Raw genomic sequence first — 21,862 nt, 5'->3', positions numbered from 1 at the left:
GATAAAAAAAGGTGGTTAAAACCACCTTATTATTTTTTTACCATTTTACTAATGGTGATAATGTTTCGTATAAATAACCACCTTCAATTAATAGCAATGCTACTAAGTAACAGATTAGAAATACTGCTGTCCATACAACAGCTCTTCTAAACCATTTTTTTTCACCTTCCATATGCATGAAAGTCCAGGTAATACCATAAGCTTTAGCTAAGGTTAATATGATAAATAACCAATTTAAAGGACTAGTACCTAAAAAATTTGTTAAGTGTAAAGCATCTGGTTTATAGATACCAAAACCAACTTCAACAATGGTTATTAAGGATAATATTCCAAATACCATCCATATTCTTTTTACATTTGATTCGTGTGCGTGTGACATTTGTTATGCTTTAAATATGATTAAACTAAGTAGAAGAATGTAAATACAAATACCCAAACTAAATCTACAAAGTGCCAATATAAACCTACTTTTTCTACCATTTCATAATGTCCTCTTTTTTCGTAAGTACCTAAGATTACATTAAAGAAAATGATAATATTAATAACAATTCCTGAGAATACGTGAAAACCATGGAAACCTGTTATAAAGAAGAAGAAATCAGCAAAAATAGTATTCCCATACTCATTTACTTTTAAGTTAGCCCCTTCTACTACCATTTTGGCTTTAGATAATTCTGCTAAACCTTTTTCTCTTGTTAGGATATATTTTTGTTTCTCATCCATATTAATTTCTTCACTTCTAATCTGTACTGAAGGGTCTGCTTTATAAGAAGCTAATACTTGAGCAACAGAATATTGAGGTAAAGTTTCATCTGCTTTATTCCACCACAAACCGTTTTTTCTTGTGTGCTGAACTTTATCATCCATTCTATCTCCAACAACAAAGTCAGATAGTGCTATTTGTTTTCCATCTCTAGCAAACTGTAAAATTTTACCATCTGTTGTTTTAACTGCACCATAAGTACCATTAATAAAAGTATTCCATTCCCAAGCTTGAGAGCCAACGAATATTAAACCTCCAATAATTGTAGCAAACATATACCAAGCTACTTTGTTCTTCTGCATCTTATGACCTGCATCTACAGCTAACACCATAGTTACAGAAGAAAAGATAAGTACAAAAGTCATAAAGGCCACATAATACATAGGGAATTCTCCATGTATAAAAGGTACGTGTGTAAAAACCTCATCAGCAATTGGCCAAGAGTCTATAAATTTAAAACGTGTTAAACCATAAGCTGCAAGAAATCCAGAAAATGTTAAGGCATCAGACAAAATGAAGAACCACATCATCATTTTACCATAACTTGCTCCAAATGGTCTTACTCCTCCACCATCCCAAGTGTTTTTTCCGTCAGAAGGTATAGCAATATTTGCTTCCATATATAAATTTTAATTAAATCTTAAAAGTTTGTCAAAATTAATCATTTTTCATCATCTAATAAAATAGAAAAAGAAAAATAGATATATCCATAAAACATCAACAAAATGCCAGAAAATTGCGCCTAGCTCAAAGCCTAACATATCTGTTGGTTTATATTTGTATTTAAAATGATTATAAATTACAACAAGTAGTACAATTATACCTGCTAGAATATGCAAAACGTGCATAAAACTAATTCCGATTATAAAGGATGTAGATACCGTACTTTCTGGACCTGTAAAAAATAATCCTATACTTTTTAGTTGATTAAAACCAACATATTGTTGCCAAACAAAAGCAACACCAAGAGCAAAGGTAATTAATAACAAAATTATCGATAATTGCCTCTTATCTTGTTTTAAAAATCTTTGTGATAATAATAAAGTAATACTGCTTACTATTATTAAAGCTGTACTAATGTAAAAAGCCTGAGGTAAATCAAAAGAAACCCAATCATCTCTTTTCATACTTATTACATAAGCACTTGTTAAACCTGCAAAAAACATTACCATACTAATCATAGCAACCCATAACATAGGTTTTGCAGATTTTTTCTTTGCTGCTACATATTCTTGTTCTAAAGTTTGTCCTTCCATCATTTTAATGTAAAAATTTATCTACTACATATATTATTTGAACTAATGTAATGTACAAAACACTTGCCAACATTAGTTTTCTAGCATCTATATTTTGTTGTGATTTATATAAAGCTAAAGCATAATACAACATTATAAAACCAAGTAAAGCAACTATTACTGCAGTAATTGGGTGAATATAAAACGCCCCTGATAATTTAAGTACTGGTGCTACAGATACTAAAATCATAATAATGGTATAAAAGATAATTTGCTTTACAGCTCCTTTATCTTTTGTATTCATAGGTAACATATTAAACCCTGCTTTCTTATATTCTTCATATTGTAACCAACCAATAGCCCAAAAATGCGGAAACTGCCAGAAAAACTGAATCATAAATAAAAAACCTGCTTCTATACCAAAGTTTCCAGTGGCAGCAACCCAACCTAACATAAAAGGTATAGCACCAGGAATTGCACCAACAAAAACAGCCAAAGGTGTTACAGCTTTTAAAGGAGTATAAGCACACGTGTAAAGAAAAATAGATATTGCACCAAACAATGCAGTTTTTGGATTTATACTATATAGAATAGCAAGCCCTAATACTGTAAATAAAATAGCTATAGTCATTGCAAAATTAACAGACATTCTACCTGTTGGTAAAGGTCTATTTTTTGTACGTTGCATTATAGCGTCTGTATCTTTCTCTATAACTTGATTATAAGCATTTGATGCACCCACCATAAAAAAACCACCTAATGCTAATAATAGCACAGTGCTAAAGTTTATTATTTCTGCTGCTAAAAAGTAACCAGCAACAGAAGAGAAAACAACGCTTAAAGATAAGCCCACCTTTGTGAGTTGCTTTAAATCAGAAATAATTGTTTTCATTAATGGTTTTGTCTGAGAAATAACTGTGGTATTCATTCTATCACAACTAGTTTGCAAAGATATTTGATAATTATGAATTTACCATAGAATTTAATCCTTTTTGAATGTTAAATAAATAAAAAAACCCACTCAAAATTTGAGTGGGAAAATTGCTATGAAAAAGAAAAAGTGTGGTTTTAAAAAAACCACACACAAATATAATTATTAATTAACAATTAATCATAAACAGATCTGTTTTTTTTTTAAATTCTTAAAAAAATTATCCTATGATAATTTTTTGATAATTTTATTTAATAATTAATCGATTAAAATTTCTCTGTAAGTAGTTTTTTTTGTTTTTAGAGATTTTAATGTACCTCTTTCTGTATTATAAATATAAGTATCTTCTAAATCGTTTATTTTTTGTGGTGTTTTAAATAATAAAGTATCATTTTTTTTATCAAATTCACCATTATAAAAGCAATCATAATTTGTAAAAGATTTTTGCAAAACAAAGGTAGAATCTTCATACAAAGTAATTGTTATGCCTTTTAAAGAGTTAGTTATTTTAAATTTTAAAATTTCTTTTTTAAAAAATATATTGTGCTGATGATTAAAAGCAATATATAATCCTATCAAAAAAAGAACTAGAATAATTACAGGTCTAAAGTCAAATAGTATTTTTTTTAATGAAAACTCATATAAATTATAAAATAATATAACTAAAAAAGGAATAGTAAACAAAATGATAAACCCCCAAACTACAACTAAATCTTTATCTCCAAAACAATAATCTTCTGGATGATAAAATTTATAAAAGGGTAAAACTGCTAAAAAAATTAAAAAAATATACCTTATGCCTATCGATTTTTTTCTTTTCATTTAATCCCCTTTATTTCTTTTTGTTGTTTATATAAGTCTGCTATTGTTGGGTTAGTTTTAGAAGATTTAGTTTGTTTCAACTCATCTCCAACATTTACTAAGCCAGGTTCTATTACTTTAAAATAGACTCCACACATAGTGGTACTCCAAAACTGTTTAACTATTTTCATATTATTAAAACGCACACCTAACTTATAACATGGATTTCTTTGCAAAGTAGCTTCTATTATGGCTTCCCCTACTTTAAAGGTATCACCAACATGAATTTTAGTTTCATCTAGTTCATCAATAGTTAAATTTTCTCCAAACATTCCAAAATTCCATTCTAATTCTGGATATTTTGGTTTCCAATACTCATAATGTTTTTGAGAATATCCATACACAGCTTGGTAGATTCCTCCATGATGTTTTCTGTCTGAAATTTCATCTCCTTTAACCTCTTCTTTGTCTAAAAAAATAGGTTCCTCAACAGGATATTTAAAAATACCTGTAGTTACTTTTTTATTTTTGTAAGTGATTTCTTTACGATCGCCAATATTTGTAGAAATAATCTTCATTTATTTTTTGGCAAATTTTGATAAGGCTTTTTTTGTAAAATCAGACAAAACCAACTCACCTGAAATTTTTGCTCTTTCTATTAGTAAATCATCCCAGTGATCTGTTTTTTTCCAGAATACTTTTTTCATTTCTGATAAAGCTTCTGAATTATAAGATGATAATTTTGTTGCTAAATGCGCTACCTCTTCATCTAACTCTTTTATACTCTCAAAAACCTTAGCATATAATCCTTTTTCTTTAGCCCAATAGGCATTTTGCCAACTTGTAGCATCTAAAGTTAAAGTTGATGTTGCTGCTAAACCTATTTTTCTACTAACAGCTGGTTCTATGACAAAAGGACCAATACCAATAGTTAATTCAGATAATTTTATACTTGCTGCTTCTGTTGCTAAAACATAATCGCATGCAGCAGCTAATCCTACTCCTCCACCCACAGTTTTTCCTTGAATTCTACCAATGATAATTTTTCCACAAGTTCTCATGGCATTAATTACGTTCGCAAAACCTGAAAAGAATTTTTTCCCTTCTTCTAAATTGGTAATAGCCACTAATTCATCAAAAGATGCACCTGCACAAAAAGCTCTTTCTCCTTCAGATTTTAAAATAACCACAGATACTTCATCATTTTTAGCTATAGCATGCAACTCATTAGTTAATCTTTCTAAAAGTTCACTTGGAAAAGAGTTACTTGCAGGATGACCAAATTCTACAGTTGCAATTTTATTTTGAATATTTACATAAAGACTTCCATTTTGTCTATTTGTAGTCATAGGTTTTTGAATTTATTCAAAAATAAGTCTTTATTAAGAGAAAATCAATCAAATGTACTTGAGATTTAGATTACTTATTTGTGTTTAAGTTTCATGTATAAAATGTAAATAGAAGAAACTAAAGTTATAGCATTAGCAATAATCATAGGTAAACTATTTAGGTAAAAACCATACACTAACCATAGTAAAATACCGATAGAAAACACAATATACATAGAAAGTGAAATTGATTGGGTGTTTTGGGTTTTATACACTTTAATTACTTGAGGAAAAAATGCCACAGTTGTTAAAATTGCTGCCAAAAAACCAATAATTTCAAAATACTTCATACATACATATTAACCAACAATATTTACAATTTTACCAGGAACAATAATTACTTTTTTAGGAGTTCTACCTTGTAATTGTGCTTGTGTTTTTTCGTGAGCCATCACTATTTTCTCAATTTCTTCTTTAGATAAATCTAAGGATAATTCTAGGGTAAAACGCATTTTTCCATTAAATGAAATAGGATAATTTTTAGTGCTTTCTACCAAATGTTTTCCATCAAATTTAGGGAAAGGTACTTTAGAAATTGAAGTTGTATGACCTAATTGACTCCATAATTCTTCTGTAATATGTGGTGCATAAGGTGATAATAAAACCAATAAAGGTTCTAAAATTTCACGTTTATTACATTTTTGAGTGGTTAACTCATTTACAGCAATCATAAAGGTAGAAACTGAAGTATTAAAAGAAAAATTCTCTATATCTTCTTCTACTTTTTTAATGGTTTTATGTAATGTTTTTAACTCGTCTTTTGTTGCTGTTGCTTCTGAAACTTCAAAATTTTCACCATTATAAAACAGTTTGTATAGTTTTTTCAAGAACGAATATACACCTGAAATTCCTGAAGTTTTCCAAGGTTTGGTTTGCTCTAAAGGCCCCAAAAACATCTCAAATAAACGTAATGCATCTGCCCCATATTCTTCGCAAATCAAATCTGGATTCACCACATTATATTTGGATTTTGACATTTTTTCTACTTCTCTTGAAACTTTAAAAGTGCCATCTTCTTCAGTAATAAACTCAGCATCTTTAAACTCTGGTCTCCAATTTTTAAAAGCTTCAATATCTAATTCATCAGAGGCGTTTACAAATGACACGTCTGTATGAATTGGTTGAACTTTTAAGTTGCTAGTTTTTGATGATGTAATTAATTTATTTTCACCTTCAACTCTAAATACAAAAGCAGAAGTCCCCAAAATCATTCCTTGGTTAATCAGTTTTTTTGCAAACTCATCTACAGGAACTAAGCCTTTATCAAATAAAAACTTTTGCCAAAAACGTGCATACAATAAATGTCCTGTTGCGTGTTCTGATCCTCCAATATATAAGTCAACTTCTTTCCAATACTCTAAGTTTTCTTTAGAAGCAAAAACAGTATTTTCTTTTTGCTCTTCTTCAGATTGCATATACCTGTTAAAATACCAAGAACTTCCAGCCCAACCAGGCATTGTGTTTAATTCTAGAGGCCACACAGTAATATTATTTATTTCACTATTGTGTACTACTTTATTGTTAACAGTATCCCAAGCCCAAACTTCAGCATTTCCTAAAGGTGGTTTACCATCTTCTGTTGGTAAGTACTTTTCTACTTCTGGCAAGACAATTGGTAAATGCTTTGCATCAATCATTTGTGGCATTCCATCTTTATAGTACACAGGAAAAGGTTCTCCCCAATAACGTTGTCTGCTAAACACTGCATCACGTAATCTATAATTGGTTTTACCATAACCAAAACCTCTTTTTTCGATTTCGTAAATGGCTAATTTTAAGGCTTTCTTGTATTTTAATCCTGATAAAAAATCTGAATTTGCAATGACAGTTCCTTCTTTATCTGTATGAGCCTCTTCAGAAATATCTACATTTTCAAAAATATTAGGAATAGGAATACCAAAATGTTTGGCAAAATCATAATCACGTTGATCACCACAAGGAACAGCCATAACAGCACCTGTTCCATAAGATGCTAACACATAATCACCAATCCAAATTTGAACTTTCTCACCAGAAAAAGGATGAATTGCATACGCTCCTGTAAAAGCACCAGAAATGGTTTTTACATCTGCCATTCTATCACGTTCAGAACGTTTTGCTGTAGCTTCTACATACGCTTCAACCTCAGCTTTTTGAGCTTCAGTTGTAATTTTTGACACCAATTCGTGTTCTGGAGCTAGTGTCATAAAAGACACTCCAAAAATGGTATCAGGTCTTGTTGTAAAGACATCAATTTTTTCACCTTCAAAACCATCAACAGTAAAAGAAACCATTGCACCTTGACTTCTACCAATCCAATTGGTTTGAGAATCTTTTAGTGGTTGTGGCCAATCAATTGTTTGTAAACCATCTAACAAACGTTGTGCATAGGCTGAAATTCGCATAGACCATTGTGTCATTTTTTTACGAACAACAGGATGACCACCTCTTTCTGAAACTCCATTTACAATTTCGTCATTTGCTAAAACAGTACCTAATGCAGGGCACCAGTTTACTTCTGTATCAGACAAAAATGTTAATCTGTATTGTAATAAAATCTCTTGTTGTTTGGTTGATGAAAAACCATTCCAATCATCACTTGAAAATGGAATTATATCTTCATCACTAACTGCATTTACATTTGCATTACCCTCTTTTTCGAAAATTGAAATTAAAGTTGAGATGTCTTCTGCCTTATCTGAATCTTTATTGTACCAAGAATTGAATAGTTGAATAAAAATCCATTGTGTCCATTTATAATATTCAGGACTCGATGTTCTCACTTCTCTACTCCAATCAAAAGAAAAACCAATTTGATCTAATTGTCTTCTGTAAGTTTTTATGTTTTCTTCAGTTGTTTTTGCAGGATGTTGCCCAGTTTGAATAGCATATTGTTCTGCAGGTAAACCAAAAGAATCATATCCTTGAGGATGCAATACGTTAAACCCTTTATGACGCTTATAACGTGCATAAATATCAGATGCAATATAGCCTAAAGGATGCCCAACATGTAAACCTGCTCCTGATGGATAAGGAAACATATCTAACACATAATATTTAGGTTTTTCAGAGTTATTAGAAGCTTTAAAAGTTTGGTTTTCAGCCCAAAATTTTTGCCACTTTTTTTCTATTTCTTGATGATTGTATTGCATCTTCTATGAATTTAGAGGGTGCAAATTTACGTTTATTCTTTGTAAGCTAAAAGTGTAACTACTCTAAATTAAAAAAGCCTCTAAAATATTTTTTTAGAAGCTTTTTGAGCTTTTTTTTATAAACAGTCTTTGTAATTTGAGTTTCTTCTATAAAGTGTTTTATTTAATTCTCCGTCTTTATAAAACTCTATAATATTGTTATCACAAGATACTTTTACATCAAAAGTGATAATATTTCCAAAATTATAATCAAAAGTTAGTCTATCACCTTCTATAGTATAAGTTTGAGTACCTGGTATAGCTTCATCAGGAAAAACATTATTTGTACCATAATACGTAAACTGTTTTCCATCTTTATAGGTATGCATCACTCTATCTTCAAAATCTTTTAAAAGCCATTGCCCACTTTTAAGTTGCTCTACCTTTTGTTGAATAGACAATTCTTTTTGTATATCATCTGCTGAATTTTCACAACTTGAAAAGAATACAATTGAAAAAGTAATTAATGCTGTGTAAATTGTCTTTGCTACTACTCTCATAATTTTAGTTTTAATTGGTTTGTTTTTTGTTACCACAAAGAAATGAGTACTAAAACAATATCCTTTTAATAATGTTTCTAAAAAGGAAAAAACAACCTTAAAAAGGAAAAATTAAAAGTATAAAAATCTTTTTAAAATAATTTAACAACAAAAAAAGTACTACTTTTTAATGAATTAGTACTTTTAGAGAATTATAAAAAATCAACTACTCATGAAAAAAATTATTGTATTTGTTTTAGCTGCTTTTGTTTTATCAGCTTGTAAAGAAAAAACTCCTGAACTTAGTATCAATTATAAAAAAATAGAACTTGAAAATGGTTTAGATGTAGTTTTTCATGTTGATAAATCTGATCCTGTAGTCGCTGTTGAATTGATGGTTCATGTTGGATCTGCAAGAGAAGTAGAAGGCAGAACAGGCTTTGCGCATTTATTTGAACACTTATTATTTTTAGAATCAGAAAATTTAGGTAAAGGAGGTTTAGATAAAATGAGTGCTAGAATTGGAGGTTCTGGAGCTAATGGTTCTACATCTAGAGATAGAACTAATTATTTACAAACTGTACCAAAAGATGCTTTAGAAAAAATGATTTGGGCAGAGGCAGATAAGTTAGGTTGGTTTATTAATACTGTTACAGACCCTGTTTTAGCAAAAGAAAAGCAGGTGGTTAAAAATGAGAAAAGACAAAGTGTAGATAACAGACCTTATGGTCATAACCAATATGTAATTGATAAAAATTTATACCCAAAAGATCATCCATACAACTGGCAAGTTATTGGTTCTTTAGAAGATTTACAAAATGCTACTTTACAAGATGTAAAAACATTCTTTAAAAAGTGGTATGTACCTAACAATGCTACCTTGGTTTTATCTGGTGATATTGATATTGAACAAGCAACAAAATGGGTTAAAAAGTATTTTAATGAAATACCAAGAGGTGAAGAAATTGAACCTCTAGAAAAAAAATCTGGTATCGTAAATGAAACTAAGTTTTTATATTATGAAGATAATTTTGCAAGAGTTCCACAATTAACAATGGTTTGGCCAGCAGTCGAGAATTATCACCCAGATGCATATGCTTTAGAGGTATTAACAGAATATTTAACTTCTGGTAAAAAAGCACCTTTTAATCAAGTTTTAATAGATGATTTAAAATTAACATCTAATACTAGTATGTATAATTATTCATCTGAATTAGCAGGTCAAATGCAATTGGTTATTAGAGCTTTTAAAGGAAAGGATTTAGATGAAGTTAAAAAAGGTGTTGAAAAAGCTTTTGCTAAATTCGAAGAAGAAGGCATCTCTGAGAAAGATTTAAATAGAATTAAAGCAGGACAAGAAACTCGTTTTTATAGAAGTTTATCTAGTGTTTTAGGTAAAGGCACCAATTTAGCATCATACAATACTTATACAGGTAATCCTGGTTTTGTAACTAAAGATATCCAAAGAACATTAGGTGTTACAACAGATGATGTAATGCGTGTGTATAACACATATATAAAAGATAAAAACTTTATTGCAACTAGTTTTGTACCTAAAAATAGTGCTGAATTAGCTTTAGAAAACTCTACTTTGGCAGATGTTGTAGAAGAACAAATTGTTATTGGAGCTGAAGAAAAGTTTGACCCAAAAATTGCTGCTACATATACAAAAACACCTTCTACTTTTGATAGAAGTATTGAGCCACCTTATGGAGAAACTCCTTCTTTAGCTGTGCCAGAAGTTTATCAAAATAAACTTGAAAACGGATTAGAAGTATATGGTATTGAAAATAATGAAGTGCCTTTAGTTCAATTTAATTTAGTTATTAATGGTGGTCAATTAGTTGAATCTATGGATAAATTGGGCGTTGCTAATTTAACTGCTAGTCTTTTAAACAAAGGAACAAAAAACAAAACTGTTTCTGAGTTAGAGGAAGCTATTCAAGAATTAGGCGCATCTATTAATATTTATGCTTCAAAAGAAAATATTACAATTAGTGGTACTAGCTTAAGAAGAAACTATGAAAAAACTTTAGCTTTAGCTCAAGAAATGTTACTAGAGCCAAGGTTTGATGAAGAAGAATTTGAGCTTCTTAAAAAAGCAACTCTTTCTAGATTAAGGCAACAAGAAGCTAGCCCAAATTCTGTTGCAAGTAATAAGTATAATGAATTGATTTATGGTGAAAATAATATTAGAGCTAAAAATACTTTAGGTAATATTAATTCTGTAACATCAATAACTCTTGATGATTTAAAAAATTATTATAACAAATTTATTTCTCCTTCTGTTTCTAAATTATTAGTTGTTGGTGACATTTCTAAAGAAAACGTAACACAATCTTTAGCTAAATTAAATCAAAATTGGGAAGCAAAAGAAGTTACGATTCCTGAATATAAAACCCCTGATGCTCCTGAAAAACCAACTGTTTATTTTTATGATATTCCAAATGCAAAACAATCTGTGTTATTATTTGGTGCACCAGCATTAGCTGCAACAGATGAAGACTATTATCCTGCATCAGTTATGAATTACATCTTAGGTGGAGGTGGTTTTGCTTCACGTTTAACACAAGAATTACGCGAAGGAAAAGGCTATACTTACGGAATTCGTTCTGGATTTTCGGGAACTAATGCAAAAGGAGCATTTACCATTTCTAGTGGAGTTAGAAGTAATGTAACTTTAGAATCTGCTCAGCTTGTGAAAAAAATCTTAGAAGAATATCCAACTACTTTTTCTGATAAAGATTTAGAAACCACAAAAAGCTTTTTAATAAAAAGTAATGCAAGAGCTTTCGAAACTTCTAGAGCAAAATTAAATATGCTTACAAATATTAGTGATTATGGTATGAGTCCAGATTATGTAAAAAATAGAGAAAAAATAGTAAATAATATGACCAAAGAACGTATTACTGAATTAGCTAATAAATACGTGAATCCAGAGAAAATGATTTGGTTAGTAGTGGGTGATGCAGAAACCCAGTTTGATAGAATGAAAGAATTAGGTTATGGTGAACCTGTTCTATTAAATAAGAGACAAGAAAAAATTAAGAAGTAAATGTTTTCTTTTTATGTAGCATAAAAAATCCCAATTTCTAATATGAAATTGGGATTTTTGTTTTAAATATATTTTAAAATTATTTACTCAAAACTTGCTCCACTTGCAGAAACATTTCTATTAATTTTACGCATTAAACCTTGTAAAACTTTACCTGGTCCAACTTCAATAAATTCAGTTCCTCCATCAGCAATCATAGCTTGTACACATTGTGTCCATTTTACTGGTGCTGTTAATTGTGCTATTAGGTTTTCTTTTATTTCATTAGGATTTGTAACAGCCTTAGCAACTACATTTTGATATACAGCACATGTTGGCTCACTAAATTCTGTTGCTTCAATTGCAGCTGCTAATTCTTCTCTAGCAGGCTCCATCATTGGTGAATGAAAAGCACCACCTACAGGTAATAATAAAGCTCTTCTTGCTCCTTTTTCAGTTAAGACTTCACAAGCTTTTTTTACAGCTTCAATTTCTCCAGAAATCACTAATTGACCAGGACAATTATAATTTGCAGCAACTACAACACCATCAACTGCATCACAAACTTCTTCTACTACATGATCATCTAAACCTAATACTGCAGCCATTGTAGATTCTTGCATTTCACAAGCTTTTTGCATCGCTAAAGCACGTTTAGAAACTAATTGTAAACCATCTTCAAAAGTTAATACTCCATTTGCCACCAAAGCAGATAATTCGCCCAAAGAATGACCAGCTACCATTTCTGGTTGAAAAGAATCACCTAATACCTTTGCTAAAATTACAGAATGTAAAAAAATAGCAGGTTGTGTTACTTTAGTTTCTTTTAATTGTTCTGCTGTTCCTTCAAACATTATGTCTGTAATAGAGAAGCCTAAAATATCATTTGCTTTTTCAAAATATTCTTGAGCTAAAGGCGATTTCTCATATAAATCTAAACCCATTCCTGTAAATTGTGCACCTTGACCAGGAAAAATATATGCTTTCATAAATTATTTTATTGTTGTTTGTTGTGGCAAAAATAATCATTTTTATCAGAAGCTAACACCTGCTTTTATTACTCACTTTTTCTATAACCATATTTAGTTTAGATTCTTAAAATGATTACAAACAAGTAGTGTAAATAGTACTATGCAAGTCAATCAAATTTTAGATAAGAAGAAACACATTGTTTTATTTATTAACTTCGCTTTTATGACATCAAAAGATAAATTATTAGCCAATAGAATCTATTTAATTCTTGCAGCTCTTTTTATAGCCTCTTTAGTTACCTCAAATTTAATATTTCAAAAGTTTTTTTACTGGTATCCTTTTGATATTGAAATATTTGATACAAAATTATTTGAAGTTTCTGTAGGCTTATTACCTTACCCAATAACTTTTTTAATTACAGATATTTTATCTGAAATCTATGGTAAAAGAAAAGCCAACGAAGTTGTTATTGCAGGTATTTTTGCTTCATTCTTCTCATTATTAATTATTTATGTCTCTAAAAATGTACCTGCTACACCTTGGTCTCCAGTAAATGATGGTTTATTTGTTAATGTTTTTGGTGCTGCACCATTAGCAGTTTTAGCATCAATGTTAGCGTATCTTTTTGCTCAATTTATTGATATTAAAGTCTATCATTTTTGGAAACAACTTACTAAAGGTAAACATCTTTGGTTACGTAATAATTTCTCTACTTTTTCTTCTCAATTTATAGACACCTTAACTGTTCTATTACTCTTATGTTCGTTTAGAATTATTAACTGGGATAACTTTTTAGGACTTCTTATTAGTGGCGTTTTATTTAAAATAATGATTGCTGCTTTAGACACACCTATATTATATTTAGTTGTTTATGCTTTTAAGAAAAGATTTAACCTAAAAATAAATGAAGAAATTTTAGATTAATTTTTGTAATTAATTAAAAAAGCGCTCGTCTAAAACATTAGAATATTTTTAAAAATGAAGAAAATACTTTTTACATTCATTGCATTTTTAATGCTTTTACATACAAATGCACAAACCTCTATATTTAATGATTTATTACAACAACATGTCTCTGATGAAGGAATTGTAGACTACCAATCATTTAAAAAAGATGAGGCTAAACTAGATAGTTATATCAAATATTTAGAAAAAACGACTCCTGAATCTTCTTGGTCTAAAGATAAAGAAAGAGCTTTTTGGATAAATGCCTATAATGCTTATACAATAAAATTAATTTTAGAAAATTATCCTCTAAAATCTATAATGGAAATCGAAAGAAAAGATAAAAATGCTTGGAAAATTCCATTTGCAAAAATTGGAAATACGACTTATACTTTAGATCACATTGAACATCAAATTTTAAGAAAAAAATTTTTTGATCCAAAAATTCATGTAGGTGTAAATTGTGCTTCTATGTCTTGCCCAAAACTTGGTAATGTAGCATTTACTGAAGAAAATATTGATGCAGAATTAACTAAGTTAATGAAGGCTTTTATAAACGACCAAAATAGAAATAAAATAACTGAAAAAAGAATTCAAATTTCAGAAATTTTTAACTGGTTTAAAGGTGATTTTACAAAAAATGGTTCAATTATAGATTATTTAAATAAATACTCAGAAACTGAAATTAAATCGAATGCAAAAATCAGTTATTTAAAATATGACTGGTCTTTAAATGGTAAATAATTTCTGTATCTTTCGTCTTCTTAATTACAAATTAACTTATGTCTAAAAACTATTATGATGCAGCCGATTTAAGAAAATTCGGTAAAATAACAGAATGGAGTGAAGAGCTTGGAAACAAGTTTTTTGATTATTACGGAAAAGTTTTTGAAGAAGGAGCCCTTACAGCTCGCGAAAAATCTTTGATAGCATTAGCTGTAGCACATACAGAGCAATGCCCTTATTGTATAGATGCTTATACTAAAGATGGTTTACAAAGAGGTATTACCAAAGAAGAAATGATGGAAGCTATTCATGTAGGAGCAGCCATTAAAAGTGGAGCAACTCTTGTTCATGGAGTACAAATGATGAACAAAGTAAATAAACTTGAAATGTAAAATCAATTACGAATTACGAATGAATAATTTATCAATTCGTAATTTTTAATTTGAAATTCGTAATTAAATAAATGGCTACAAAATCGCTAAAAGCAAGAAATAACGATATTGCAAATACTTCTCGTCAATTAGAAATTCTTTCAAACGGAATTTTCGCTGATGGAGAGTTACCAACATTTGCAGCAAAAATTAAGGAGACAAATCAGTTTCCTTTACGTCCTAAAAAGCTTGAGATTTTACAAATCAATCTAGGATATATGTGTAATCAAGTATGTGAACATTGTCATGTTGATGCTGGTCCTGATCGTAAAGAAATTATGACTGTAGAAACCATGCAACAATGTTTAGATGTGATTAAAAATACTGGAGCGCATACTTTAGATTTAACAGGTGGTGCCCCAGAAATGAATCCTAACTTTAGATGGTTTGTAGAAGAAGCATCAAAAGCAGGTATTAAAGACTTTATTGTAAGATCTAATTTAACTATTATAAGAGCTAATAAAAAGTATTACGATTTACCAGAATTCTTTAAAAAACATAATGTGCATGTAGTTTCTTCTATGCCTCATTGGACTCGCGGAAAAACAGACAAACAACGTGGAGATGGTGTTTTCGATAAATCTATAAAAGCATTGCAAGAACTAAATGCAGTAGGTTATGGAATGCCAAATTCTGATTTAAAACTAGATTTAGTTTACAATCCTTCAGGAGCATTTTTACCTGGAGATCAAATGGCTTTAGAAGCAGATTTTAAAAAAGCTTTAAAAGCCGATTTTAATATCGATTTTCATCATCTTTTTGCCATTACAAATTTACCAATAAGTAGATTTTTAGATTATTTAATTGCATCTGAAAATTACGAAGACTATATGTATGCTTTGGTTGATGCTTATAATCCGTCAGCAGTAGCTAATGTAATGTGTACTAACACACTTTCTGTTAGTTGGGATGGCTGGTTGTACGATTGCGATTTTAATCAAATGCTAAATTTAAAAGTAGCAAGTAAAGTAAAACACATTAAAGACTACAATGAAGATCTTCTTCAAGATAGAAATATTATTATAAATCAACATTGTTATGGATGTACAGCTGGAGCAGGTAGTAGCTGCCAAGGAACTGTAGCCTAACTAAAAATATATTAAAATGAGTTATTTAGAAACTACAAAAGACGTCTATAAAGAAGCAGCCTTAACACCAGATGTTGGTTTGTGTTGTACTACAAATCCTATTTGGGAATTACCTGGATTAAAAATCCCAAGAATTATGCAAGAGATGAATTACGGTTGTGGTTCTACTGTGCACGCTCGCGATTTAACCAACAATCCAAAAATGTTATATGTTGGTGTTGGAGGTGGAATGGAATTGTTACAATTTGCTTATTTCAACAGAACTAAAGGCGGAGTTATAGGTTTAGATGTGGTTGATGAAATGCTAGAAGCCTCAAGAAAAAACTTTAAAATTGCTGAAGAACAAAACGACTGGTTTAAGAGTGATTTTGTCGATTTAAGAAAAGGTGATGCAATGGATTTACCTGTAGAAGACAATTCCATTGATGTTGCTGCGCAAAATTGTTTGTTCAATATTTTTAAATCTGATGATTTAAAAAAGGCAATTTCAGAAATGTACAGAGTGTTAAAACCACATGGAAGATTGGTAATGAGTGACCCAACTTGTGAACAAGACATGAATGATGAATTAAGAAATGATGAACGTTTACGAGCCTTATGTTTAAGTGGAAGTTTGTCTATTGCAGATTATGTAAAAGCATTAACAGATGCTGGTTTTGGAACAATAGAAATTAGAGCAAGAAAACCTTATAGAATCTTAGATCCTAAGCATTACCCAACAGATGAATTGATTTATATTGAATCGATAGAAGTTGCTGCTATTAAAGACCCTATGCCTGCAGATGGCCCTTGTATTTTTACAGGGAAAGCTGCCATTTATTATGGTGATGAAGATTATTTTGATGACAAAGCTGGTCATGTGCTACTTAAAAATCAACCTCTTGCTATTTGTGATAAAACTGCAGGAGCTTTAGCTAGTTTAGGTAGAGATGATATTTTTATTTCAGAATCTACTTTTCATTATGATGGAGGTGGTTGTTGTTAGTTTGGTTGACTCATGAGTTACGTTAAAAATAAAATTGATTTTTTAAATAAAATTTCCAACTCAACAGAATTTGAAAAAGATATTGCACTTCAAAGAATTTTTGAAATTATAAAGTCAACAAAAAGTCAAAAAGAGCTCAATAAAGAAAGAAATTTGATTAATAGAATTGCAGTAGATTCAGTTTTAAATTGTAAAACAATAGAACTAATTTTAAGATTCACTGACAGTTAAAATTTACTATGAAAAAATTCTTCATCCTATTTATACTAGTTAGCACCTCAACTTTTGGGCAAAAAAAACTAGATAAACTACTAAACAAATGGAACAAAAGAAATGTTCCATACATGTCTGTAGAAACTCTAGCTTTACCAAAAACTGATGCAATTTTATTAGATGCAAGAGAAGAAAAAGAGTTTAAAGTAAGTCATTTAAAAAATGCTATTTGTGTTGGCTATGATAATTTTAAACTAAAAGAAACTTTAAAAAAGCTACCTGAAGATAAAAACACAAAAATTGTTGTCTATTGCTCTTTGGGTATTCGTTCTGAGACAGTTGCTCATAAACTTATTGAAGCTGGTTATACTAATGTTTATAACTTATATGGAGGTATTTTTGAATGGAAAAATAATAACTATACAGTTGTAGATACTTTAAATAAACCTACAGAAAAAGTACATGCTTTTAGTAAAGATTGGGGCAAATGGCTTAAAAAAGGAAAGAAAATTTATGACTAAAAATCTTCTTTTAATTTTTACAAGAAACCCTGAGCTTGGTAAAGCTAAAACACGTTTAGCAAAAACTGTTGGAGATGAAACTGCTCTCGAAATCTATAAATTTTTACTAAAAAAAACGAATGAAATTTCATCAAAAGTAAATGCAGATAAAGCAGTTTACTATTCTGTTAAAGTAAGAAAAAATGATATTTGGGATGCATCAATTTATCAAAAACACCTTCAAAAAGGAGAAGATTTAGGGATTAGAATGCTAAATGCTTTTAAACACGGATTTGATGAAGGGTATAAAAAAATCATTATCATTGGTAGTGATTTGTATGATTTAACACCAAATCATATAGAACAAGCTTTTTCTTATTTAGATTCTAATGATGTAGTAATTGGACCTGCAAAAGATGGTGGTTATTATTTATTAGGATTAACTAAACTTCATGAACAAATCTTTAAGAATAAAGATTGGGGTACATCTTCTGTAAGAAAAGATACATTAAAAGACTTAAAAGAGAATACCATACATTTGTTAGAAGAATTAAATGATATTGATGTTTTTGAAGATATCAAAGATCATAAAGCATTTCAGCACTTTTTAAAATAGCAATATGAATAAACAGCAACAACTTCAAGAAAGTATTTTATTTTTAAAAGAAAAAGGATTTTCCAATCCTGAAATAGGCGTAGTTTTAGGCACAGGTTTAGGGAAATTAATTCATGAAATTTCAATTGAAAAAGAAATCGCCTATTCAGAAATACCACATTTTCCAGAAGCAACAGTAGAGTTTCATTCTGGGAAATTAATTTTTGGAGATTTATCAGGCAAAAAAGTTGTTGTGATGTCTGGTCGATTTCATTTGTATGAAGGCTACAATTCTTGGGAAGTAACTTATGGTATTAGAACCATGCATGGTTTAGGCATTAAAAATTTATTAATATCTAATGCAGCAGGAGCTATAAATCTAAACTACAAAAAGGGCGATTTAATGTTAATTGAAGATCATATTAATTTGCAAGGCAGTTCTCCACTAGCATTTAAAGGTGCAAATGACTTTGGAAATATTTTTGCTGATATGTTAGAACCATATTCAAAATATATTAATTCAAAAATAGTTGAAGTCGCCAAAAAAGAGAATATTAAACTACATACAGGCGTTTATGCTAGTGTTTTAGGACCACAATTAGAAACAAGAGCAGAATATAGAATGCTACAAATTTTAGAAACAGATGCTGTAGGTATGAGCACTGTTCCAGAAGTTATTGTTGCCAAACAATTAAACTTACCTTGTGCTGCTATCTCTGTTTTAACAGATGAATGCGATCCTAAAAATTTAGAGCCTGTTAATATTGCAGAAATTATTGCTATTGCAGGAGAAGCTGAACCTAAAATGATTACTCTGTTTAAAGAAGTAATCAAAAAATTATAAATTAGAATATTAATTAAAAATCTAAGACTATTTTTTATAATATCTAAAAGCGCTACTCTTTAACATAGGTATGTGCTACTGTTTTAAACTCCTCCCAATTTACAGTTCCAGATTTTGATTTGTCAAATTCATTTAACATAAATTCTGCAACTAACCCTCTTATTAAGCTGCTTACCTTAGCTTCTTTTAAAAGTTGTTTAAGATCTGCTTTTGTTAGCTGCCCATCATTATCAGTATCAAAATACTCAAATGCTTCTTTAGGATTAGTAAACTTACTTCTCATTAAGTTTTCTATGTTTATAAGTATTTTTTCTTTAGACCAAGCCATAAGTTAATCTGCTATTTTGCAATAAATAAGTTGGAGTTTCTTTATTTTTATTTCAGAAAACAAGCCTATTAGTCTTGCCATTCTGCAATAAATAAGTTGGTATCTCTACCTCCTCCATTATTTCTATTAGATGAAAAAATAAGTTTTTTACCATCATTAGAGAAAACAGGAAATGCATCAAAAGTTTCTCCATGAGTAACTCTTTCTAAATTTTTACCATCTAAATCTATCATGTATAAATTAAAAGGGAAACCTCTTTCTGCTTCAAAATTAGAAGAGAATAATATTTTTTTACCTGAAGGATGAAAAAACGGACTCCAGTTTGCATTTCCTAAATCTGTTAATTGTCTTAAGTTAGAACCATCAGCATCACAAATAAATAATTCCATATCTGTTGGTTCTACTAGACCTTGAGCTAACAAATCTTTATAGGCTTTAATTTCTTCTTCTGTTTTTGGTCTTGAAGCTCTAAAAATCAACTTTGTTCCATCAGGAGAAAAGAAAGCACCACCATCATAACCTAATTCATCTGTAATTTGCTTTACATCTGTACCATCAATATTCATGGTGTACAATTCTAAATCTCCACTTCTAGTAGAAGTAAATACAATTTTATCTCCTTGTGGTGATACTGTTGCTTCTGCATCATAACCAACTTCATTTGTTAATTGTTTTACAACATTACCTTCTAGATCAGATACAAAAATGTCGAAACTATCATAAATTGGCCAAACATATTTTCCGTTTTTACGTAAAGGAACTTCTGGGCATTCTTTATCTTTTAAATGAGTAGAGCCATAGACAAAATGTTTGTTATCTGGTAAAAAATAAGCACATGTTGTACGTCCAAAACCAGTAGAAATCATTGGTGGTTTTGAATCTTTAAATGTTTCGTTTGCATTCATCAAAAACATTTGATCACAATTAACTCCCCAGTTTTTAAAGTTAGATTGAAAAACAATTTGTTTATCATCAAAACTCCAATAGGCTTCTGCATTATCACCACCAAAAGTAATTTGCTTTAAGCTTTTAAAATGTTTTTCTTCAGGGTAAATTAAAGAGTTTTTAACTTCGGCTTTAGCTTCTGGCTTATTATCATTTTGTTTTTTATCTGTTTTACAAGAAAGCATGGTTAATGCAATCATCAATACAAAAAGAATTCTCATTTTCTTATTTATTAATTAACTTCGCAAAAATAATATTCTAATCATGAAAAATACCTTATTTCTTATATTTTTAGTAGCATTTATATCTTGTAAAACAGATATTAATCAAGAAAACAGAATTAAAGAAGATGTTACTTTTTTAGCTTCTGACGCTTTAGAAGGCAGACAAACTGGTACAGATGGTGAAAAAAAAGCTGCAAAGTATATAGCAAATCGTTTTAAAGAGTTAGCATTAGAAGCTAAAGGTACTGAAGGATATTTACAACCTTTTACTTTTAAGCCTAAAACAAACCCTCATGATGAAGTAAAATTTGATGTAAATGGAGATGGAACCATTACAGGTAATAATGTTATTGGTTTTGTAGATAACAAAGCAGAAAATACGATTATAATTGGTGCTCATTTTGATCATTTAGGTTTTGGAGGAGAAGGCTCTTTATATAGAGACTCTATTAAAGCAGTGCATAATGGAGCAGATGATAATGCTTCTGGAGTATCTGTTTTACTAAATCTAGCTGCAAAATTGAAAGAAAAAAACACTAATAATAACTATTTATTTATGGCTTTTTCTGGAGAAGAAATGGGACTTTTAGGTTCTAATTATTTTGTAAAAAACCCTACTATAGACACTAAAAAAGTATCATATATGATAAATATGGATATGGTTGGACGTATGAAAAAAGATTCAACTTTAGCTGTTTATGGTACAGGTACTTCACCTATATTTAAACAAGTATTAAAATCTCATAATGATAACTTTAAATTAATTCAGCAAGAATCTGGAGTTGGTCCTTCTGATCATACAAGTTTCTATTTGGCTGATATACCTGTTTTACATTTTTTTACTGGACAACATGAAGACTATCATAAACCAGGAGATGATTCAGAAAAATTGAATTACGATGGCATGTATTTAATTTCTGAATATATTTTTAATATTATCACAGATTTAGACGATAATGGAAAATTAGCTTTTAGAAAAACTAAAAATGAAAGTGAAAGTACGCCAAGATTTAAAGTTGGTTTAGGTGTGATACCAGATTATTTATTTGATGGAAAAGGAATGCGAATAGATGGAGTTTCTGAGAATAAACCAGCACAAAAAGCAGGTCTTAAAAAAGGAGATATTGTTATAAAATTAGGAGATAGCACAATTACAAATATGATGAGCTACATGCGTGCATTATCAATTTTTGAAAAAGGAAATAGCACAAAAGTAATTGTAAAAAGAGGAGATAAAGAAGTTGAAAAGGTTATTAACTTCTAAA

The 21,862-nt window shown here is 29.8% G+C and carries 23 protein-coding genes; 10 read left to right on the top strand and 13 right to left on the bottom strand.

What is annotated here, in order from left to right:
* Nucleotides 1–37: 37 nt before the first annotated feature.
* From ACFOWD_RS05045 to ACFOWD_RS05000, 10 genes are all read right to left on the bottom strand, one after another.
* On the bottom strand, nucleotides 38–379 hold the full coding sequence (locus ACFOWD_RS05045) for a cytochrome C oxidase subunit IV family protein (protein WP_298991471.1): 342 nt from the start codon (nucleotides 377–379) through the stop codon (nucleotides 38–40).
* A gap of 20 nt (nucleotides 380–399) precedes the next feature.
* Nucleotides 400–1,383, bottom strand: a complete 984-nt coding sequence (locus tag ACFOWD_RS05040) for a cytochrome c oxidase subunit 3 (protein ID WP_377408641.1) — start codon at nucleotides 1,381–1,383, stop codon at nucleotides 400–402.
* Nucleotides 1,384–1,434: 51 nt separating this feature from the next.
* Entirely contained in the window at nucleotides 1,435–2,022 is a 588-nt protein-coding gene (locus ACFOWD_RS05035) for a cytochrome c oxidase subunit 3 (RefSeq protein WP_298991469.1), read from the bottom strand.
* A 1-nt stretch (nucleotide 2,023) separates the two neighbouring features.
* Nucleotides 2,024–2,926, bottom strand: a complete 903-nt coding sequence (gene cyoE / locus ACFOWD_RS05030) for a heme o synthase (protein WP_377408639.1) — start codon at nucleotides 2,924–2,926, stop codon at nucleotides 2,024–2,026.
* Between the two features lie 261 nt (nucleotides 2,927–3,187).
* Nucleotides 3,188–3,751, bottom strand: a complete 564-nt coding sequence (locus tag ACFOWD_RS05025; RefSeq protein WP_377408637.1) for a hypothetical protein — start codon at nucleotides 3,749–3,751, stop codon at nucleotides 3,188–3,190.
* The gene (locus ACFOWD_RS05020; RefSeq protein WP_377408635.1) at nucleotides 3,748–4,308 is read right to left on the bottom strand and encodes an MOSC domain-containing protein; all 561 of its coding nucleotides are present in this window, start codon (nucleotides 4,306–4,308) and stop codon (nucleotides 3,748–3,750) included. Before ACFOWD_RS05020 ends, ACFOWD_RS05025 begins: the two co-directional genes overlap by 4 nt.
* Nucleotides 4,309–5,079 carry an enoyl-CoA hydratase/isomerase family protein gene (locus ACFOWD_RS05015; protein WP_377408633.1) on the bottom strand — a complete coding sequence of 257 codons (771 nt, stop codon included), beginning with the start codon at nucleotides 5,077–5,079 and terminating at the stop codon, nucleotides 4,309–4,311.
* A gap of 74 nt (nucleotides 5,080–5,153) precedes the next feature.
* Nucleotides 5,154–5,408, bottom strand: coding sequence for a SemiSWEET transporter (locus ACFOWD_RS05010; RefSeq protein WP_377408631.1), 255 nt, complete (start codon nucleotides 5,406–5,408; stop codon nucleotides 5,154–5,156).
* 9 nt (nucleotides 5,409–5,417) lie between these two features.
* Complete coding sequence (gene leuS / locus ACFOWD_RS05005; RefSeq protein WP_377408630.1) at nucleotides 5,418–8,249, bottom strand: leucine--tRNA ligase; 2,832 nt, start codon at nucleotides 8,247–8,249, stop codon at nucleotides 5,418–5,420.
* Between the two features lie 116 nt (nucleotides 8,250–8,365).
* Nucleotides 8,366–8,788, bottom strand: coding sequence for a hypothetical protein (locus ACFOWD_RS05000; RefSeq protein WP_377408628.1), 423 nt, complete (start codon nucleotides 8,786–8,788; stop codon nucleotides 8,366–8,368).
* A 211-nt stretch (nucleotides 8,789–8,999) separates the two neighbouring features.
* On the opposite strand from ACFOWD_RS05000, the gene ACFOWD_RS04995 reads away from it, so the two are divergent.
* Nucleotides 9,000–11,822, top strand: coding sequence for a M16 family metallopeptidase (locus tag ACFOWD_RS04995; protein WP_377408627.1), 2,823 nt, complete (start codon nucleotides 9,000–9,002; stop codon nucleotides 11,820–11,822).
* Between the two features lie 83 nt (nucleotides 11,823–11,905).
* Here ACFOWD_RS04995 and fabD read toward each other — a convergent pair whose 3' ends face one another.
* Complete coding sequence (gene fabD, locus ACFOWD_RS04990) at nucleotides 11,906–12,790, bottom strand: ACP S-malonyltransferase (RefSeq protein ID WP_377408625.1); 885 nt, start codon at nucleotides 12,788–12,790, stop codon at nucleotides 11,906–11,908.
* A gap of 205 nt (nucleotides 12,791–12,995) precedes the next feature.
* Here fabD and ACFOWD_RS04985 point away from each other — a divergent pair, with 205 nt between their 5' ends.
* From ACFOWD_RS04985 to ACFOWD_RS04950, 8 genes are all read left to right on the top strand, one after another.
* Nucleotides 12,996–13,697, top strand: a complete 702-nt coding sequence (locus ACFOWD_RS04985) for a queuosine precursor transporter (RefSeq protein WP_377408623.1) — start codon at nucleotides 12,996–12,998, stop codon at nucleotides 13,695–13,697.
* Nucleotides 13,698–13,751: 54 nt separating this feature from the next.
* Nucleotides 13,752–14,462 carry a DUF547 domain-containing protein gene (locus tag ACFOWD_RS04980; protein ID WP_377408621.1) on the top strand — a complete coding sequence of 237 codons (711 nt, stop codon included), beginning with the start codon at nucleotides 13,752–13,754 and terminating at the stop codon, nucleotides 14,460–14,462.
* A 38-nt stretch (nucleotides 14,463–14,500) separates the two neighbouring features.
* Nucleotides 14,501–14,836, top strand: a complete 336-nt coding sequence (locus tag ACFOWD_RS04975; protein WP_298991444.1) for an arsenosugar biosynthesis-associated peroxidase-like protein — start codon at nucleotides 14,501–14,503, stop codon at nucleotides 14,834–14,836.
* A gap of 71 nt (nucleotides 14,837–14,907) precedes the next feature.
* On the top strand, nucleotides 14,908–15,963 hold the full coding sequence (gene arsS, locus ACFOWD_RS04970) for an arsenosugar biosynthesis radical SAM (seleno)protein ArsS (protein WP_377408618.1): 1,056 nt from the start codon (nucleotides 14,908–14,910) through the stop codon (nucleotides 15,961–15,963).
* A 16-nt stretch (nucleotides 15,964–15,979) separates the two neighbouring features.
* Nucleotides 15,980–16,948, top strand: coding sequence for an arsenosugar biosynthesis arsenite methyltransferase ArsM (gene arsM / locus ACFOWD_RS04965; RefSeq protein WP_377408616.1), 969 nt, complete (start codon nucleotides 15,980–15,982; stop codon nucleotides 16,946–16,948).
* A 239-nt stretch (nucleotides 16,949–17,187) separates the two neighbouring features.
* Complete coding sequence (locus ACFOWD_RS04960; protein ID WP_377408614.1) at nucleotides 17,188–17,682, top strand: rhodanese-like domain-containing protein; 495 nt, start codon at nucleotides 17,188–17,190, stop codon at nucleotides 17,680–17,682.
* Nucleotides 17,675–18,277, top strand: coding sequence for a TIGR04282 family arsenosugar biosynthesis glycosyltransferase (locus tag ACFOWD_RS04955; protein WP_377408612.1), 603 nt, complete (start codon nucleotides 17,675–17,677; stop codon nucleotides 18,275–18,277). The genes ACFOWD_RS04960 and ACFOWD_RS04955 overlap by 8 nt, the downstream gene beginning before the upstream one ends.
* A gap of 4 nt (nucleotides 18,278–18,281) precedes the next feature.
* The gene (locus tag ACFOWD_RS04950; RefSeq protein WP_377408610.1) at nucleotides 18,282–19,100 is read left to right on the top strand and encodes a purine-nucleoside phosphorylase; all 819 of its coding nucleotides are present in this window, start codon (nucleotides 18,282–18,284) and stop codon (nucleotides 19,098–19,100) included.
* Nucleotides 19,101–19,152: 52 nt separating this feature from the next.
* Here the strand turns inward: ACFOWD_RS04950 and ACFOWD_RS04945 are convergent, their stop codons facing one another.
* Complete coding sequence (locus ACFOWD_RS04945) at nucleotides 19,153–19,428, bottom strand: EF-hand domain-containing protein (protein WP_377408608.1); 276 nt, start codon at nucleotides 19,426–19,428, stop codon at nucleotides 19,153–19,155.
* A 68-nt stretch (nucleotides 19,429–19,496) separates the two neighbouring features.
* Entirely contained in the window at nucleotides 19,497–20,594 is a 1,098-nt protein-coding gene (locus ACFOWD_RS04940; RefSeq protein WP_298991425.1) for a TolB family protein, read from the bottom strand.
* A gap of 43 nt (nucleotides 20,595–20,637) precedes the next feature.
* Here ACFOWD_RS04940 and ACFOWD_RS04935 point away from each other — a divergent pair, with 43 nt between their 5' ends.
* A complete protein-coding gene (locus ACFOWD_RS04935) occupies nucleotides 20,638–21,861 on the top strand; it encodes a M28 family peptidase (RefSeq protein ID WP_298991423.1) in 1,224 nt (407 codons plus the stop codon).
* Nucleotide 21,862: the final 1 nt, after the last annotated feature.

The sequence above is a fragment of the Polaribacter marinivivus genome (genome assembly GCF_042651285.1).
Taxonomy (GTDB): domain Bacteria; phylum Bacteroidota; class Bacteroidia; order Flavobacteriales; family Flavobacteriaceae; genus Polaribacter; species Polaribacter marinivivus.
The sequence above is the reverse complement of the archived record's forward strand: the minus strand, read 5'-3'. Positions and strand labels throughout refer to the sequence as shown.